Raw genomic sequence first — 16,448 nt, forward strand, 5'->3', positions numbered from 1 at the left:
TCCCGGCGTTGAGGTTATTCGACATGCCCCAACGCCGCTTATCTTCGAATTAAGGATTTCATGATGACGCGTATCTCTTTCTGGAAGGGCGTAATGGCGTGGGTCAAGCTCGCCTCGCTGCTCTTTTTCACCCTGTTCGTGCTTCTTGCGCTGCCGCATCTGGGCGTCGCTGGGATGAATTTCTCGGTGCAGTTTTTATCGTTCAAACTAGTGATTGTGCTGTTTATCATCGCCTATCTGGCGTTTGTCTTTTCTTACGGGCGACTGCGCTTAAAGCGTCGTGGTTTTTTAATGGCGGGTGTGGGGCATATTCTGGTTGTCGCGCTGTTTAGCCTGCTGTTCTATCCGATTGTCGGTTTTGCGATTGCGCTATTTTATCTCGTGGCGGCATACAAGTTTGCGAGCGTTAAGATTGGCTGCCAGTGCAGTGAGATGGGCTAATTATCGTGATGGGTTACCGATGCGGGCGCATCGGTAACCCATCAAGCTATCAGGACGGGTCTTTAATGCCGTCCAGCAGCTTTTTTACCCGTGGGCCAAGTATCCAGAACAGCGTCAGAATTATCAGCAGTAGCAGTGCCGACAGCCCTTTATGGTTATTGATGAGGATAAAAATCATTGCCAGCGTCAAGGCGTGCATCCTTATTGTTGTGCGTTGTGTATTTTATGCAGCGTAGGGATTAGCCCCAGACGCGAATAAAGTTAGTTGCGATAGTGATAATTACCCACACCAGTAAATAATAACGGCGGGAATCATTACGTGATTCCAGGGCAGCGAAATAGTTAGCGCTATAAAATGCTGAAATAATAATGGCGACGGTGATGACAATATGCCAGACACCTTCTCTGATACCGATAACGGCGCTAATGGAGGCAAAGCAGATAACGATCGCAATGCCGTTCAGGGCATTACACATCAACCAACCCCACAGGCTTGATGGCCTGCTAAACATCTGTTCAAGTCTTAAAACCAATTAATCATTCACCTAGTCAATATAAGAGCGCTATAAAATGCATTTTATAACCTGACCGGGCGTTGACTAAAATCAAGATTGATGGTGTCTACAGGGAATTAATTTGAAACTGATGTATATCAATTTACACGATATTTTGTGAATTTGCGTTTGTTTTGAAAATATTAAAACTTGAAAATCACTATGATATATAAAGATAAAGTGGGGGAGGTTAGTGTTTTATTTTTAACGTCATTTTAATTTTATTACCTATTTGGTATAGGATTTAGTACTACTGTTTATCGAATGATAGTCACTGACTTTATTATTATTTTAGCTGAATATAACCGACGTTAATAGCGATTTCAGAATAGCGATCGTTGATCGGTAAAATAGAATAAAAAAGGCGCCAGTGAAAAATTTCACTGACGCCACACGTTTTTTACTTCCCAGGCGTATAGCTCAGAATCACCTTATCATCCGGAATATGGGTGAATTGGGTAATCAGCTGATGATAATCCGCCAGGGGATCGACATCTTTAAACTGCGTTGGATAGAAAATCTTACTCAGCGTCTCGATGGCGATAATGTTGTACGGGTTGTTATAGAAGTGGTGATACAGCGCCCCGGTATGCCCTGCGACAACCGCCGGAATGCTGCTCACACCCTGACGCGCCAGCAGCGCGTTAAAGGCGCTGACCACGTCGCTTTCCGGCACGTTGTAGCCGAACGGAATAATCGCCGTGCCTTTGCCCGGGCGTTTAGAGCCGGTCATCAGGTAGTAGTCCGGATTCATGGAGATGATTTTCTCCACCGAGATATTGCCGGTGGCGCCCGGCAGCAGCTGCGAACCAATGTTCACGCCGCCTGCGGCTTCGACCAGACCGCCCCAGCCGTTGCGCGCATGGGTGAAGCAGCAGCCGTTATCCAGCCCGGCAACCCCGGCAATCGGCTCGATAAACACTAATGGCTTCTTCTCAACCTTAGCCAGGCGCTGGTGAATGGTGTCCAGGCGCTGCTGATAGAAGTGGATATAGGCCTGCGCGCGGTCGCTCTGGCCGAGCACTTTGCCGAGCATTGCGATGCTTGGCAGGGTGTTCTCAACCGGATGCAGTTCATAGTCAACGAAAACAACCGGCACGTGGAGCGCCTCGAGCTTCGCCAGCACGCCGCTTTGTACCAGCGATGGCTTCGCGCGCAGCTGGGCAATCATCAGATCCGGGTGACGAGAGATCACCGTCTCCAGGTCAACGTTGCCCTGGTCGGAGAATTTCATATCGAGGATCTTATCCGCCTCGGGCCATTTACGCTTCAGAACGTTCCAGGTTTCGGTATCCTGTTTTTTCGGCAGGTTGTTCCACGCCACCACTTTGGCGAACGGATTGTCGCGCTCCAGCACCGCCAGCGTCAGAATATCGCGGCCGTCCTGCAGAATAATGCGCTGCGGCTCCTGCGTGACCGTGACCGTCCGGTTGTCCATATCTTTGACCGTTACCGGCCAGTTACCCGCCATCGCCAGCAGCGGTGAAAGCAGCAGCGCTGCGCCTAATAGTGCCTTCTTCATCGTCATGATTTCCCCGTCTTACGATTATTGTTATGTCGTTAATCCATCGACCACCACGTGCGGTAGCCCTTGTGAACAATGTTCGACCCGGCCACGCACGCCGTAAACGGTCGCCAGATTTTGTGGAATCACCACCTCATCCGGTACGCCACTTGCTACCAGCGCACCGTTTTTCAGCATCACGGCATATTCGGCGTGACGCAGGGCAATGTTGATATCGTGGATCACCACCACCGTGACGATATTGCGCAGCCGTGTCTCTCTGGCGACGATATCCATCACGTGAAACTGGAAGTTGAGGTCGAGGGCGCTCAGCGGTTCATCAAGCAGCAGCAGATCCGGCTGGCGGATCAGGGACTGCGCCAGGCCAATCAACTGTTTTTGGCCGCCGGAGAGCTGGTCGAGGTAGTGCATCGCCAGATGGGCGACGCCGAGTTTTTCCAGAATGGCGTAGGCTTCCTGCTCGGCGTTGCCTTCGTGGTAGCCGCTGGCGCGACGCGCCACGATAACCGACTCCAGTGCGTGCAGATGCACACCGGCGGGCAGCGACTGAGGCAGATAAACCACCTTCTGGGCGCGTTTGGCGGGCATCAGCGTCATCAGGTCTTCGCCATTCAGCGACAGCACGCCCTGCGCCGGGTTGAGATCCGCCAGCGCGCGCAGCAGCGTCGATTTACCCGAACCGTTCGGACCGAGCAGGGCGGTAATCTGGCCGCGGGGCAGAATTGGCGTGGTCAGACCGTCGATGATTTTCTTTTTGCCATACCCGGTATGGAGGTCGCGAATAGAGAGGCCATCCATTACAGCGTTCCTCGGTGGCGAATAATAATGCTCAGGAAGAAAGGCACGCCGACCAGCGAGGTCACGATGCCCACCGGAATAATGACCCCGGTGACGATATTTTTAGACACCACCGACGCCAGCGACAGCACCAGCGCGCCAATCAGCATGCTGCCGGGCAGGTAGAAGCGGTGGTCTTCGCCAAACATCATGCGGGAAATGTGCGGCGCGACCAGGCCGATAAAGCCGATGGGGCCGACGAAGGCCACGGTCAGCGCTGAGATAATGCTGATGCGCAGCAGCGTCGCCAGACGCAGTTTACGCACGTTAATGCCAAAGCTGACGGCGCGGTCTTCGCCAAGGCGCAGCGCGGTCAGCTTCCAGGCGTTTTTCAATGACAGCGGGGTGATAATCAGCAGCGCCACCGCCAGAATCGCCAGCTTGTCCCACGAGGCGCGCGCCAGGCTGCCCATCGTCCAGAACACCAGACCCTGCAAGGTGTCTTCGCTGGCGACGAACTGCAAAATGGATATCAGCGCGTTAAAGGTGAAAACCAGCGCGATGCCAAACAGCACCACGCCGGAGGTGGCAACCCGCGTCCAGCGGCTGATGCCGTCGAGAATAAAGCAGGCCATCAGCGCAAAGACAAAGGCGTTCACCGAGATAAACCACTGGTCGGGAATGCCCGGAATGCCGATCCCCAGAATAATCGCCAGTGCCGCGCCGAACGAGGCGGCAGAGGAGACGCCGAGGGTAAACGGGCTGGCCAGCGGGTTGTTGAGGATGGTCTGCATCTCCGCCCCGGCAAGCCCTAAGCCCATGCCGACCAGAATCGCCATCAGCGCGAACGGTAAACGCAACTCCCAGACAATCACGCGGGTGCCCGCATCGGCGGCGTCGGCGTGGAACAGCGTCTGCCACAGCGTCGATACGGAGATGCCCGAGGGGCCGAGGGTAAAATCAAGCAGCAGGGAGCAGAGGATGCAGAGCAGTACCACGCCGGCAAGCAGGTAACGCTGCATAACCACCCGACGATAGCGGGCGGCAATCGCCAGCGCGGGGGAGTCGGCGCTGGAGGCAAGGCTGGAATTCATCGGATAACCTTATGGAACAGGGTAAATTCAGTGAACCTCCCGCCTGTCCCGAGGCGAAAAATGCAGGATATCCAATATCCTGGAGAGAGCTGGCGACAATATATTGAATTGATAATGCTTATCAATTCAATATGAAAATAATTAGCGTTCCATTGATTGTTTGTTTAACTAATACCCTCACCCCGGCCCTCTCCCTAAAAGGGTGAGGGGAAAAGCACCGCAATAACCCCGTTTTCCATAAGTCTAATTCCCTTTTTTCCCCTCCCAATAAATGTGACCGCCCCCGCTAACCTAGCAGCATGCCGGTTTTGTCCTGCTTAATGTCATCTCTGTCCGTTGTACCTGAACGCCATCCAGCATTTGATGAGGCATCGGATTTTCCGACCGCAATAGCCTGGAGGATGAGAGAGATGACCCATCAGATTACCCTTCGTTTTGAAGACGGCGCGATGCAGACCCTGGAGTGCCGCACCGGTGAGACCGTTGCTGATGCCGCGCTGCGCGCCAGAATCAGCATTCCGCTCGACTGCCGTGATGGCGTCTGCGGCACCTGTAAGGCCACCTGCGCCTCCGGTGATTATCAGCACGGCGACTACGTGGACGACGCACTCTCCACCGAAGAGGCCCGCGCGGGCAGGGTGTTGACCTGTCAGATGCGCCCGTCCAGCGACTGCGTGGTAGAGATTGCCGCCGCGTCAGACGCCGCCTGTGTGGCTACGTATCAAGGGCATATCACCGCCAGCCGCGCGCTGTCACCGACAACGTTAACCTTCTCCATTGCGCTCGACGACCGCCAGGCGCTGAGCTTCTTGCCAGGCCAGTACGTCAGCGTGCAGGTGCCGGGCAGCGACCAGACGCGCTCGTACTCATTCAGCTCCGGGCCGCGAGAAACCGAGGTCTCGTTCGTGGTGCGTAACGTGCCGCAGGGGCTGATGTCGACCTGGCTGAGTGAGCGCGCTCGTGTCGGCGATGCGATGTCATTGCGCGGGCCGATGGGCAGCTTTTACCTGCGCCCGGTGGAGCGTCCGGTTCTGTTCCTGGCTGGTGGCACCGGGTTGGCACCGTTCCTGTCGATGCTGGCCGCGTTGGTGGATGACAACGCCACGCACCAGCCGGTGCACCTGATTTTTGGCATCACCCGCGATGAAGATCGGGTGGCGATTGAGACCCTCGACGATTACGCCCGACAGCTGCCAAACTTCAGCTACCGCTGTACCGTCGCCGACCCGGAAAGCGCCGCGCCGCACAAGGGCTACGTCACCCAGCATATCGATGCGGGCATGCTGAACGGCGGTGATGCCGACGTTTACCTCTGCGGCCCACCGCCAATGGTGGATGCCGTGCGTCGCTATCTGGACGCCGAAGGGCTGACGCCGCGTAACTTCTACTACGAGAAATTTGCGGGCGCAGCGCAGACGGCGCCGAGCGTGGAGGCACCGATTGCCGCTGCGGATGTGGACGATGCCTTTGACCTGCGTCTGGCGCTGGAGCTTGGCGCGGTGCAGTTAACCATGGGGCGGCTTAGCGGAGAGCAGCTGACCACCTTCCGTCGCCTGGCCGAGGCCACGGCGGCATTCGTCTCCGGACGGCGCTTCCTTGATGTGCCGCGCTATGTGGAGGCTAACCACGCCTTCCATCAGTTCCTGATTGAGGCCACCCGCAACGCGCAGCTGATTGCGCTCTACGCCCAGCTGACGGTGCGTGACTATATCGACCGCGCGCTGACCGTCAGCGTGGAGATCGTCGGCGATATCGTGCAGCAGCACCGGGATCTGGTCTCGGCCTTTGAATATGGCGATCTTAACGCTGCCCGCGATGTGCTGGCCCAGCACGCGCAGCACTCGCGTACCACCATGAGCCGGGCGCTGGCGCTGAAAACGGCCCCTGCCGCCATTGGACTCCCCGTCGCGCCACCCGCGCTGGAGCCAGAAGCGCCGCGCTGCCCGTTCCATGATCTTCAGCCCTCGCTGCCGCCTTACTCCCACGAACTGGCGTGGCCAGAAGGGCTTGCACCGTTCAAAGTAGTGGATGACGGTTCGCAGGGCGACCCGTATGAGCACTATCGCTGGATGCGCGAACACGCGCCGGTGCTGCGCTGCCAGTCGGCCACCACCGACGTCTGGTTCCTGTCGCGCTATGACGATGTCTACCAGGCGATCCGTAACCCGAAACTTTTCTCTTCAGAAGTCGTGAGCCCGCCGCCGCTGACCTTCCTCACGCTGTTCGATGCGCCTGGGCATACCCGCCTGCGCAAAGTGGCGCAGCCGTCGTTTATGCCGCTGTCGCTTGAACCGTTTATCCCTGAAATCGAACGCCGCGCTGAGGCTTTAATTGACCAGATGATCGCCAACGGCGGCGGTGATGTCGTGGAAGATTTTGCCATTCCGCTCAGTATCGCCACCATTTCGGCGATGATCGACGTGCCGAACGAAGACGAAGAGAAAATGAAGTTCTGGTCAGATGAAACCTTCAGCTACTTTGGCCGCCTGGCGCGCAATGCCCCCGGTACTGGCACCGACGAGCAGAGCGCAATGGCCTTCTTTGCCTATCTGAAAGAGGCGATGGAGCGGCTCTATCTCAGCAACAGCCAGTCGATTGGTGGCCATATTGCCCGCATGTGGAAAGCGGGGCAGTTGAGCGAAAAAGAGGCAAAAGAGCTGTGCGCTTTCGTCTTTATCGCCGGGCACGACACCACCACCATCCTGGTGGCGAACGCCTTCCGCATGTTTGCCGAACAGCCGCAGCTGGTGGCGCGCCTTCGCGAAAACCCCGATGACGCCGACCGCTTTGTGGAAGAGGTGGCACGCTATCGCGGCACCGTCCAGCGAGTCAGCCGCATCACCACCGAGGCCACCACCGTGGCGGGGGTGACCATCCCGAAAGGCGCGGTGATACGCCTGCTGCTGTCGGCGGCTAACCGCGATAGCCGCAAGTTTATCGATGGTGAGACCTTCAACATTGACCGCGACAGCAGCGGGCATCTTGGTTTTGGCAACGGCATTCACAAGTGCCTCGGCCAGCCGCTGGCCAAGCTCGAAACGCTGATTGCCGCGAAGCTGGTGGCGCGCAAAGTGGGGGCGATGAGTCTCGACCCGGCGTGTCCCATCCAGTATGTCCGCGGCAACAACCTCACCAACTCAGGGCCGGAGCACCTGTTTGTACAGATGCGCGCGCGCGAAGATTAAACGGCGTGCGACAGGCGGCCCTGCTCCTGAATACGGTATTCAGTGGGCCGCAGCCCGGTTTGCTTGCGGAAAAAGCGGCCAAAGTAGGCCTCGTCGCGAAAGCCCAACTCGCGGGCTATCTGCTTGACGCTGAAGCTGGAGTAGACCAGCAGCCGCCGGGCTTCATGCACGGCGCGGCGGTCGATGGCCTCAATGGCGGAGATGCCGAACGCTTCCCGGCAAATCCGCGTGAGCTGGCCGGCGGAAATGCCCATGGCGCTGGCGTAGCTGGCTACCGGCTGGCGGCTACGGCAGCGATCGTCGAGCAGCAGGCGAAAGCGCTCAATGCGGGCAACCAGCGCAGCACGTGAGGGGTTACCCGCCAGACGCGCTTTTTCGCTCAGGCGGGCAATCTGCACGAACAGGGCGATGGTCAGCGCCAGCCCGGCGGTGTACTGCCAGCGTTCCGGGTGTTCTGCCTCACGGCCGATGGCATCGAACAACGCTTCCAGCGGTGCGCCACGGGGGCTCGCCGGGTCAACGGCCAGCACCGCAGGCGTGCGCACGAAGGCTAACAGCTCAGGGGCGGCGGTCATGGCGATCGACTCAATGGCCGATTGGGCGGTGGTGATCACGTGGCCGTCAATGTCATCGCGAAAATGAAAGCCGTGAACGGAACGTGCCGGAATAACCACCAGACACGGCGCTTCCAGCTGCCAGGTCTGGCCGTCTATCGAGGTCTCGCCGCCGCCGTGGGTGATGTACAGCGCCTGGATTAATGCGTCGTGAAAGTGCGGTTCAATCTCAAACCCAAAGCGACTGGCCCGCGACGGAATGCGCTCGTGATGCACGCTATCCACGGCGGTGGGATCGTCCTGCGCGCCGTAAAGGGCGTAGTTGGGTAGCGTTCGGCGCGCGTTAGCGTGAGCAGGCATGATGCCGGTTTTGTCCTGTAGCGGTGAGTGATGCACTGATGGCGAATAACGTTTATTCGGTGATAAAACGCGCCATCGCGCAAGTGCTGAATCTTCATCTTGTGACGTGGATAGGGCGGAAAAACGTCGCTTCTCTATAGCGGCGAAGGCAAAAATTTGCGCCAGAACACACTTCTTCGCAATTGTCGAAAAGTGCAGGTTTTGGTGTGAAAGTGCCCTTCTTTTTCCCCAGTGGGCTGTGAAAAATGCATATGTAACGTTTTTATAACATCAGCAAAATAATAAAAATCATTCATCTGCGAGGTACCCTATGGCTGTAGAACTCCCCGTCCGCGAGTGCGATGTGCTGGTGATAGGCAGCGGCGTCGGCGGGCTGTCGGCCGCGGTCACCGCGGGCCTGAATGGGCTGGATGTCCAGGTTATCGAAAAAGAGACAGTCTTCGGCGGCACCACCGCGTTTTCCGGCGGCGTGCTGTGGATCCCCGACAACCATCTGGCACGCCAGCAGGGCATTGAAGACAGTCAGGCCGCCGCGCGAACCTACCTGCAGGGCGAAGCAGGGGACAGCTTCCGCCCGGAGGTGGTCGATGCCTTTCTTAAAAACGGCCCGGAGATGCTGCGCTATTTTGAAGAGCACACTCGCTTTCGCTGCAACCTCTACCAGTACCCCGATTACCATCCCGATGCCCCCGGCGGCGTGATGCGCGGGCGTTCAGTGGTACCGGAGGCGTTTGATATTCGCGAACTGGGCAAGTCCATGCCGCGCCTGCGCAAACCGCTGCGCACCATCACGTTTATGGGGATGATGTTTAGCTCCTCGAATAACGACCTGAAGCACTTCTTCAACGCCACCCGCTCGCTGAAATCGTTCGCCTACGTGGTCAAACGCCTGAGCCGCCACCTGCTGGAGGTCGCGCGCTACGGGCGCGGGATCACCGCCAACGGCGGCAATGCGGTGGTGGCCCGCCTGGCCTGTTCGGCGTTGGATCTCGGCATACCGATTCACACCGGCGTGGCGGCGAAGGATTTGATTGTTGAAAATGGCGTTGTGTGCGGTGTGGTGGTTGATCTGAACGGTGAGCGGGTCAACCTGTACGCCCGACGCGGCGTGGTGCTGGCCTCCGGCGGCTTTGCCCGCGACGAGCAGCGGCTGAAAAAACTCTACCCGCACGTGCGTCGCGGTGGAATTCAGCTTTCGCCGACGCCGCCCGGCGTGGATACCGGCGACGGGATTGCCATGGCCGAGCGTATTGGCGCCCGCTTTGACGACAGCTACGCCAACGGCGCGGCGTGGATCCCGGCCTCAAAGGTGCAGATTGGTCGTCAGTCGTACGTCTTCCCGCATCTGGTCGACCGCTACAAGCCAGGTTTTATCATGATCAACCGCCACGGCGTGCGCTTTTGCAATGAGGCCGACTCCTACCACGACGTTGGTATCGCGATGATTGAAACCTGCCGTGACGATAGCGACACCTTCGCCTGGCAAATCTGCGACCGCCGGGCGCTGCGTAAGTACGGTATGGGGTTTGCTAAACCCGCGCCGATCCCGGTCTCGGTCTACCTGAAAAGCGGCTATCTGCTGGAAGGAAAAACCCTCAGCGAGCTGGCGCAGAAAATGGGGGTTTCCGCTGACGCGCTGGAAGGCACCGTTAACCACTACAACGCCGACGCGCGTCAGGGCAAAGACCCGCAGTTTGGGCGCGGCGAGTCGGCCTATAACCGCTACCTCGGCGACGCCAACCATCAGCCGAACCCGTGCGTCGCGCCGATAGAGCAGGGGCCGTTCTACGCCGTGAAGCTCTATATGGGCGACCTCGGTACCTTCCATGGCCTGAAAACCGACGGTGAAGCGCGGGTGCTGGATAACCAGGGGTTGCCCATTCCGGGCCTTTACGCCGCCGGTAACGAGATGGCGAGCATGATGGGCGGCAGCTATCCGGGCGCGGGGATCACCATTGGCCCGGCGGCCACCTTCGGCTATATCGCCGCCCGCAGCATGGCGGCACGCGGCGACACGGCGCGGTTACCCGAACGCGAAGCCTCATAAATCAGGAGAACATGATGTCTACACTTTTTAGTCCCCTACAGGTCGGCCCGCTGACGCTGGCGAACCGTATTGTTGTCCCGCCGATGTCGCAATACTCCGCGCAGGCGGACGGCGTGGCGACTCCGTGGCACGCCCAACATATCGGCGGCCTGGCGATTTCCGGCGCGGGTATGGTGATCTGCGAGGCCAACGGCGTCACGGCGGACGGGCGGATTACCCCGCATTGTCTCGGGTTGTGGAGTCGCGAACAGGCGCAGGCGCTGCAAAAGCTGCTGGCCGACATTCGCACCTACAGCAACACGCCGATTGGCGTGCAGCTCAACCACGCGGGCCGCAAGGCAGGCACCAATGCGCCGTGGCGTAACCAGGGTGCCTCGCTGGCGGACGAAGAGGGTGGCTGGCCGACGGTGGCCCCTTCAGCTATCCCGTATAAACCCGGCTGGCGCGTACCGCAGGTATTAGACGAAGAAGGAATGAGGCGCATCACTCAGGGCTTTGTGGATGCCGCCCAACGGGCGCTGAACGCCGGGGTCGATTTTATCGAACTGCACGCGGCCAATGGCTATCTGCTGAACCAATTCCTCTCGCCGATCAGCAATCAGCGTGAAGATGACTACGGCGGTAGCCCGGAAAACCGTATGCGTTTCCCGCTACAGGTCGCCCGTGCGCTGCGTGAAGTCTGGCCGAAAACCCGCCCACTGGGCGTGCGCTTTAACGGCGGTGAATTTGCTGAAGGTGGGCTGTCGCTTGATGAAGCGGTGCAGTTTGCCCGCGAACTGCACGCGCTGGGCTACGACTATCTGCACGTTTCCGGCGGCTATAACATCTATCACCAGACGCCGGATGCCGACCAGCCGGGCTATATGGTACCGTTCGCCGAGGCGGTAAAACAGGCGCTGCCGCAGGCGGTGGTGATTACCGTCGGGCTGATTTACGAAGCGCAGCAGGCCGAGGCGATCGTGCAGGAGAAGCGGGCAGATCTGGTGGCGATTGGCAGGGGGATGCTGGATGACCCGAACTGGCCGATTCACGCCGCTATTGCGCTTGGCGAAACCGCACCGTGGCCGAAACCCTACGACCGCTTTGGGCCGCTGGGCTGGCCGACCCATCAAGCGCAGGAGGCTAAATCATGACCTTGCCGATTATCGATCACCGTATCTACACTATCCGTCTGCGCAAAATGAACGAATTTCTTGAGGTGTTTGACCGGCTGGCGATGCCGATACTGCGTGAAACGCTGGGCAACCCGCTGGGGTTTTACACCAGCCTCGTCGGGCCGCAGAACCAGTTTGTGCACCTGTGGGGCTATGAGAGCCTGGCGGAGTATGAACGTCGTAGCCGCCTGCGCGATACGCATCCGGATTTTGCCGCCTATCTTAAAGCTTCTGAGCCGTTTATTGTGGCGCAGGAGACGCGGTTGATTCGGGCGACGACGTTACCCTCACCCCGGCCCTCTCCCTGAAAGGGAGAGGGAGCAAATCGACAAACAACACCAATCGGTCCCCTCGCCCCTTTGGGGAGAGGGCTAGGGTGAGGGGAAATCCTCTCTCCACCCCAACGGAGGCACCATGAACCTCGCCAACAGCATCCCGGTTTTTAAACTCTACGGCGAAAGCTGGCACTGGCCGACGCCGGACCTCCTGCACTGCGAATCGATCCAAAGTCGCAGCAGCCTCTACGACTGGAGCATCCGCGCCCATCAACATACCGATCTGGTGCAGATCCTCTATATCCAACAGGGCCAGGGTGAAATCGAAATTGAAGGCGTTCGCCAGCCGTTCACCGACGCCTGCGTGCAGGTCATGCCTGCGCTCTGCGTCCACGGTTTCCGCTTTTCGCCGGGAACCCAGGGCTATTCGTTGTCGCTTGCCGCACCGCTGGTGGCAAAATTTGAACAGCTGTTTGGTCGCCCCTTGCAGGTGCTAAACCGCGCCGTTCGCGTACCGGTCGGTGATGCGGGAGCGCAAATTCATACCCTGTTTCAGAGTTTACAGCAGGAGTATCAGGCCGATAACGACGCACGCGACATGATGCTGCATTCGCTGCTGAGCGCGCTGATGGTCTGGCTCAACCGCCAGACCAGCGGGCCCGCGGAGGTGAGTGATAAGGTGGAGCGTAAGCGCACCGCCATTCGCCGTTTTAACCAACTGGTGGAAAACCACTACCGCGAACATTTCCCGCTGGCGCACTACGCCCGCCAGATTGGCATGTCCGGGGTGCATCTCAACACCCTCTGTCGAGAGTTTCACGGCTGCAGCGCGCTCAGCGTGCTGCACCAGCGGCTGTTGCTGGAGGCCAAGCGCAGCCTGCTTTATACCAGCATGACGGTCAGCCAGATTTCGGACTACCTCGGCTTTAGCGACGCTACCTATTTCTCCCGCTTTTTCCGTCGCAGCACCGGCCTCTCGCCGCGTGATTTTCGCGAGAAGCCGACGCAGGAATGCGCGGAGCCTGCCCAGGCAATGTAGCGTTTAGCGGGTAAAGCCCGGACGCGGCAGTTTGCCCATCAGCATGGTCGGCAGGCCGCCGTCGACGCCAATTTCTGCCCCGTTGATATAGCTCGATTTGTCACTCAGCAGGAACAGCACCGCGTTGGCGATATCTTCCGGCTTGCCGATTCGCTGGCTGGCGGTAAACGCCTCACGGCTCTCACGCACCCCCGGCTGCGCGTAATACTCAGCGGTCAGTGCGGTTTCGATCATTCCCGGCGCCACCAGGTTACTGCGAATCCCGTCCTGACCCCACTCCACGGCAATCTGCTGTGACAACAGACCCACGGCGGCTTTACCAGGGCTATACGCGCCGCTCCACGGCTGCGGAATGCGCCCGGAAATGGAACCAATATGCACCATGCTGCCGCGCTTTGCCGCCCGCATATCGTGGGCGAATTCGCGGGCGCACAGCAGATAGCCGGTCAGGTTGACGTTGAGCTGGGCTTGCCACTGCTCAAGGCTTATCTCCGCCAGCCCTGCCGGGCGCAAAATTCCCGCCGCGTTGACTAAGCCATCGCACGGGCCGAGCAGCGAACGCACGCTCAGCGCGGCTTCTTTAACCTGCTCTTCGCGGCTGACATCGCAGGCTACCGCCACGCGTTTTCCCGGCAGATGTTCAAGTTTCTGCCGCACGGCATCGCAACGCTGCGGGTTGCTGTCGAGTAGCGCGACGTTGGCGCCCTGTAGTGCCAGCGCGGTGGCAATGGCTTCGCCGATGCCGCTTGCCGCGCCGGTGACGGCAAAAACCTTGCCGCTGAGGTCGAGCCAGTCCTGGGAAGGGTGCTGTTCAGTCATGGTTTTCTCCACGTTTTCGTTGTGTGCAGATGCTCTGCCATTGTTGGAGGCGCGGCGGGGAAAGGGAATGCACGAATGAAAACCAGACGGGGACTTTTGCCTATGAGATGGGCTAATCTGTGAATTCAGCACGTCATTCCACCACCATGAGGCCCAAGATGGACCATCCCGCCGCGCGTACTATTCTCGACCTGTATCAGCGTCACGCCGAAGCGTTTTACCAACAACGCTCACGAACGCTGTTTGAACAACGCTGGCTGGATAAGCTGCTGGCGGCGATGGGGACGACCGGGAAAATGCTCGATCTTGGCTGCGGTAACGGTCAGCCGATTGCCGACTATTTTATCCAGCAGGGCTGCGCATTGACCGGGGTAGATGGCGCACCGGCGATGCTGACCCGCGCCCGTGCGCGTTTTCCCGAACAGCGCTGGCTGCACCACGATATGCGGACGCTAAATCTTGCTGAAACCTTCGACGGCCTGATTGCCTGGGACAGCTTTTTCCACCTCACCCAGGATGACCAGCGCCGCATGTTTTCCGTCTTCGCCCGTCATAGCCATCCCGGCAGCGCCTTGATGTTCACCAGCGGCACCGGTCACGGCATCGCCATGGGTGAATTTGAAGGGGAACCGTTGTTCCACGCTAGCCTGGCCCCAGAAGCGTATCGGGAACTGTTGGCGGAACACGGTTTTGCGGTGCTGGAGATGAAAATGGAAGACTCGGAGTGCGGTGGGCATACCGTATGGCTGGCAAAGCGAGGGGAGCACTAAGGCTCACCCCGTTCCAGATAACGCGAGTCGACTATTGACTCGCTGTCTGCAGGGAGATGTTCTCTTCGCTGTGGTTCTGCGAGAGGTTGGCCTGCGCCCACTGCATAAACTCTTTTTTTGCTAACGCTTTGCTGTAAAGCCAGCCTTGTCCGGCCGGGACGCCGTGCGCGCGCAGCCAGTCGCGCTGATGCGTGGTTTCAATACCTTCCGCAATCATGCTCAGGTTCAGCGATTTGGCGATTTCAATGATATGGCCGGTAACCACCTTGTGCTCCAGCGCATCGACAAAGGCTTTGTCGATTTTAAGCGTATCGACCTCCAGCTCCTGAAGGTAGCTCAGGCTCGAGTAGCCGACGCCAAAATCATCGATGTACACCTTGTGTCCCATTTCCCGGTAAGCCTGTAGCACTGGGCGCGCGGTCTGCGGCGCGATCAGGTCGCGCTCGGTTAGCTCCAGCGCTATCTGGGTGGGTGCCACGTTCCACAGTTGGATTTGCTGGCGCAGCAGGTCGGGCAGGGTGGGCGAGCTCAGATCGGCGGCGGTGATATTAATCGAAATCGTGACCTCAGGATGCTGCGAAAGCCAGTGGCCCAGATCGTTAAACACGCAGCGCACGATATGCTCGGTCAACTGGCAAATCACGCCGGTTTGTTCCGCCACGGCAATAAAAAGATCCGGCGGCAGCCAGCGACCATCGGCCTGCTGCCAGCGAGCTAGCGCTTCGGCGCCGACCAGCCGCCCGTCCTCGAGCGAAACCACCGGCTGGTAGTGTACGGTGATCTCTTTGGCTTTGATCGCCTCGAGTACGCGGTAGTGGGAAGACTGCAGGCGGCGCGAAATGCGCAGAATTAAAAAGGAGGCCAGCCCGCTAATCAGCAGCCCCAATGGCAGCCAGAGCATCAGTTGGCGATGCCAGCTGGTCGATAGCGGCTTCACTGAGGACCAGGTAAGCAGAATCGCCCCAACGTCAGGCAGCACGCGCTGGCGGTACACCGTCTGGTCATACTCCATAACCGGCTGATAGGCCTGCAGGTGGTGCTCCCAGATGTCCGGGTCGAGCGGATGGTTGCTGGCGATAATATGGTGATTTTGGGTGTTGATCAGGGCCGCGTAAATCGGATAGGTCGGGTCCGGCAGTACGTCAATCAATGAGTCCGGGTCAATCATCACCATATATTTGCCGTGACTTACCGCCAGCATCGGGGCATCGGTTTGCAGATCGTGGCGCAGGGTGAGAAAGACGGTATAGCCCGCAGGCGTGGTGAATTCGGTGCCGGGGACCTTTTCAGACAGCGTGTTGCTCAGCAGGTCGCAGGCGCTGTTATGCTTATCAAGGTAGAACACGTTCTGAATGTACTGATGGATATAGGAGATTTTCTGTATCTCCCGCAGGTGCGCCAGAGTACAGGGTGTGCCCTGAAAACGGTTCACTTCCATCAGCGCAGTTTTGGTCTGCTGTTTTACGCGCTGGGTACGCGCCAGCACGCGCTCGGCGTAGCTGCTCATCTCTTTCTCGAACAGGTCATTCGCCTGACGATTTGCCAGCCATAGACTGAGGGCAATGGGTAGGAAAATAGCGATAATCAGCACGCCTGTGATCAGGCTCACCAGACGTTGCGTCGTCATTATTTTTCCTTTGTCGGGGTCAGAGAAGTAAAAAGATTGGCTAGCAAATGATATCGTTGCTGAAGCGGTTCAGGCTAGCACAAAGGGCGGATCATACTGATTTTCAGAATTTGTGCGTATGGTTACGCTGAGAATTACCTCATCAGTAGTAGGGGGTAATAAGCTTATTGTGCTAAACGTCACATTATTCGTTAAATACCGTAATGAATTTAAATTCATAACATTGC

General features: G+C 58.4%; 15 protein-coding genes and 1 pseudogene. 8 read left to right on the forward strand and 8 right to left on the reverse strand.

The window, feature by feature from the left end:
• The first annotated feature begins 60 nt into the window (after positions 1 to 60).
• Positions 61 to 441, forward strand: a complete 381-nt coding sequence (locus V6944_RS14255; protein ID WP_333499431.1) for a hypothetical protein — start codon at positions 61 to 63, stop codon at positions 439 to 441.
• Positions 442 to 490: 49 nt separating this feature from the next.
• On the opposite strand, the gene V6944_RS14260 is transcribed toward V6944_RS14255, so the two are convergent.
• The 5 genes from V6944_RS14260 to V6944_RS14280 all read right to left on the reverse strand — a co-directional run bounded on the left by V6944_RS14260 (position 491) and on the right by V6944_RS14280 (position 4,319).
• Positions 491 to 631 carry a hypothetical protein gene (locus V6944_RS14260; protein ID WP_333499432.1) on the reverse strand — a complete coding sequence of 47 codons (141 nt, stop codon included), beginning with the start codon at positions 629 to 631 and terminating at the stop codon, positions 491 to 493.
• A 49-nt stretch (positions 632 to 680) separates the two neighbouring features.
• A complete protein-coding gene (locus V6944_RS14265) occupies positions 681 to 917 on the reverse strand; it encodes a hypothetical protein (RefSeq protein ID WP_185666515.1) in 237 nt (78 codons plus the stop codon).
• A gap of 478 nt (positions 918 to 1,395) precedes the next feature.
• Entirely contained in the window at positions 1,396 to 2,523 is a 1,128-nt protein-coding gene (locus V6944_RS14270) for an ABC transporter substrate-binding protein (protein WP_333499433.1), read from the reverse strand.
• Between the two features lie 24 nt (positions 2,524 to 2,547).
• Positions 2,548 to 3,318, reverse strand: a complete 771-nt coding sequence (locus V6944_RS14275) for an ABC transporter ATP-binding protein (protein ID WP_333499434.1) — start codon at positions 3,316 to 3,318, stop codon at positions 2,548 to 2,550.
• Positions 3,318 to 4,319: a FecCD family ABC transporter permease gene (locus V6944_RS14280; protein WP_442910744.1), complete on the reverse strand. Its 1,002-nt coding sequence runs from the start codon at positions 4,317 to 4,319 to the stop codon at positions 3,318 to 3,320. Before V6944_RS14280 ends, V6944_RS14275 begins: the two co-directional genes overlap by 1 nt.
• A gap of 482 nt (positions 4,320 to 4,801) precedes the next feature.
• Between V6944_RS14280 and benC the strand changes: the two are divergent.
• Both benC and V6944_RS14290 read left to right on the forward strand, forming a co-directional pair.
• Positions 4,802 to 5,812: pseudogene (gene benC, locus V6944_RS14285) on the forward strand (benzoate 1,2-dioxygenase electron transfer component BenC); the annotation flags it as partial.
• Between the two features lie 33 nt (positions 5,813 to 5,845).
• The gene (locus V6944_RS14290; RefSeq protein ID WP_333499495.1) at positions 5,846 to 7,576 is read left to right on the forward strand and encodes a cytochrome P450; all 1,731 of its coding nucleotides are present in this window, start codon (positions 5,846 to 5,848) and stop codon (positions 7,574 to 7,576) included.
• On the opposite strand, the gene V6944_RS14295 is transcribed toward V6944_RS14290, so the two are convergent.
• A complete protein-coding gene (locus V6944_RS14295) occupies positions 7,573 to 8,490 on the reverse strand; it encodes a helix-turn-helix domain-containing protein (RefSeq protein WP_333499436.1) in 918 nt (305 codons plus the stop codon). The two genes, V6944_RS14290 and V6944_RS14295, sit on opposite strands and share 4 nt — an antisense overlap.
• 310 nt (positions 8,491 to 8,800) lie before the next feature.
• On the opposite strand from V6944_RS14295, the gene V6944_RS14300 reads away from it, so the two are divergent.
• The 4 genes from V6944_RS14300 (at position 8,801) to V6944_RS14315 (ending at position 13,005) form a co-directional block, all read left to right on the forward strand.
• The gene (locus V6944_RS14300) at positions 8,801 to 10,537 is read left to right on the forward strand and encodes an FAD-dependent oxidoreductase (RefSeq protein WP_333499437.1); all 1,737 of its coding nucleotides are present in this window, start codon (positions 8,801 to 8,803) and stop codon (positions 10,535 to 10,537) included.
• An 11-nt stretch (positions 10,538 to 10,548) separates the two neighbouring features.
• Complete coding sequence (locus V6944_RS14305; protein WP_333499438.1) at positions 10,549 to 11,670, forward strand: NADH:flavin oxidoreductase/NADH oxidase; 1,122 nt, start codon at positions 10,549 to 10,551, stop codon at positions 11,668 to 11,670.
• The gene (locus V6944_RS14310) at positions 11,667 to 11,999 is read left to right on the forward strand and encodes an NIPSNAP family protein (protein ID WP_333012488.1); all 333 of its coding nucleotides are present in this window, start codon (positions 11,667 to 11,669) and stop codon (positions 11,997 to 11,999) included. Before V6944_RS14305 ends, V6944_RS14310 begins: the two co-directional genes overlap by 4 nt.
• 106 nt (positions 12,000 to 12,105) lie before the next feature.
• Positions 12,106 to 13,005: a helix-turn-helix domain-containing protein gene (locus V6944_RS14315; protein WP_333499439.1), complete on the forward strand. Its 900-nt coding sequence runs from the start codon at positions 12,106 to 12,108 to the stop codon at positions 13,003 to 13,005.
• Positions 13,006 to 13,008: 3 nt separating this feature from the next.
• Here the strand turns inward: V6944_RS14315 and V6944_RS14320 are convergent, their stop codons facing one another.
• Positions 13,009 to 13,824: an SDR family NAD(P)-dependent oxidoreductase gene (locus V6944_RS14320; RefSeq protein ID WP_333499440.1), complete on the reverse strand. Its 816-nt coding sequence runs from the start codon at positions 13,822 to 13,824 to the stop codon at positions 13,009 to 13,011.
• A 158-nt stretch (positions 13,825 to 13,982) separates the two neighbouring features.
• On the opposite strand from V6944_RS14320, the gene V6944_RS14325 reads away from it, so the two are divergent.
• Positions 13,983 to 14,594, forward strand: coding sequence for a class I SAM-dependent DNA methyltransferase (locus V6944_RS14325; RefSeq protein WP_333499441.1), 612 nt, complete (start codon positions 13,983 to 13,985; stop codon positions 14,592 to 14,594).
• Between the two features lie 31 nt (positions 14,595 to 14,625).
• Here V6944_RS14325 and V6944_RS14330 read toward each other — a convergent pair whose 3' ends face one another.
• Positions 14,626 to 16,221, reverse strand: a complete 1,596-nt coding sequence (locus V6944_RS14330; RefSeq protein ID WP_333499442.1) for an EAL domain-containing protein — start codon at positions 16,219 to 16,221, stop codon at positions 14,626 to 14,628.
• Between the last annotated feature and the right edge of the window lie 227 nt (positions 16,222 to 16,448).

The organism is Kluyvera sp. CHPC 1.2972 (assembly GCF_036759925.1).
Taxonomy (GTDB): domain Bacteria; phylum Pseudomonadota; class Gammaproteobacteria; order Enterobacterales; family Enterobacteriaceae; genus Kluyvera.

Coding starts and splice junctions, on each gene's coding strand:
- V6944_RS14255 (WP_333499431.1), top strand. CDS start 61: ATGATGACGCGTATCTCTTTCTGGAAGGGCGTAATGGCGTGGGTCAAG.
- V6944_RS14265 (WP_185666515.1), bottom strand. CDS start 917: ATGTGTAATGCCCTGAACGGCATTGCGATCGTTATCTGCTTTGCCTCC.
- V6944_RS14270 (WP_333499433.1), bottom strand. CDS start 2,523: ATGACGATGAAGAAGGCACTATTAGGCGCAGCGCTGCTGCTTTCACCG.
- V6944_RS14275 (WP_333499434.1), bottom strand. CDS start 3,318: ATGGATGGCCTCTCTATTCGCGACCTCCATACCGGGTATGGCAAAAAG.
- V6944_RS14280 (WP_442910744.1), bottom strand. CDS start 4,319: ATGCAGCGTTACCTGCTTGCCGGCGTGGTACTGCTCTGCATCCTCTGC.
- V6944_RS14295 (WP_333499436.1), bottom strand. CDS start 8,490: ATGCCTGCTCACGCTAACGCGCGCCGAACGCTACCCAACTACGCCCTT.
- V6944_RS14300 (WP_333499437.1), top strand. CDS start 8,801: ATGGCTGTAGAACTCCCCGTCCGCGAGTGCGATGTGCTGGTGATAGGC.
- V6944_RS14305 (WP_333499438.1), top strand. CDS start 10,549: ATGATGTCTACACTTTTTAGTCCCCTACAGGTCGGCCCGCTGACGCTG.
- V6944_RS14310 (WP_333012488.1), top strand. CDS start 11,667: ATGACCTTGCCGATTATCGATCACCGTATCTACACTATCCGTCTGCGC.
- V6944_RS14315 (WP_333499439.1), top strand. CDS start 12,106: ATGAACCTCGCCAACAGCATCCCGGTTTTTAAACTCTACGGCGAAAGC.
- V6944_RS14320 (WP_333499440.1), bottom strand. CDS start 13,824: ATGACTGAACAGCACCCTTCCCAGGACTGGCTCGACCTCAGCGGCAAG.
- V6944_RS14325 (WP_333499441.1), top strand. CDS start 13,983: ATGGACCATCCCGCCGCGCGTACTATTCTCGACCTGTATCAGCGTCAC.
- V6944_RS14330 (WP_333499442.1), bottom strand. CDS start 16,221: ATGACGACGCAACGTCTGGTGAGCCTGATCACAGGCGTGCTGATTATC.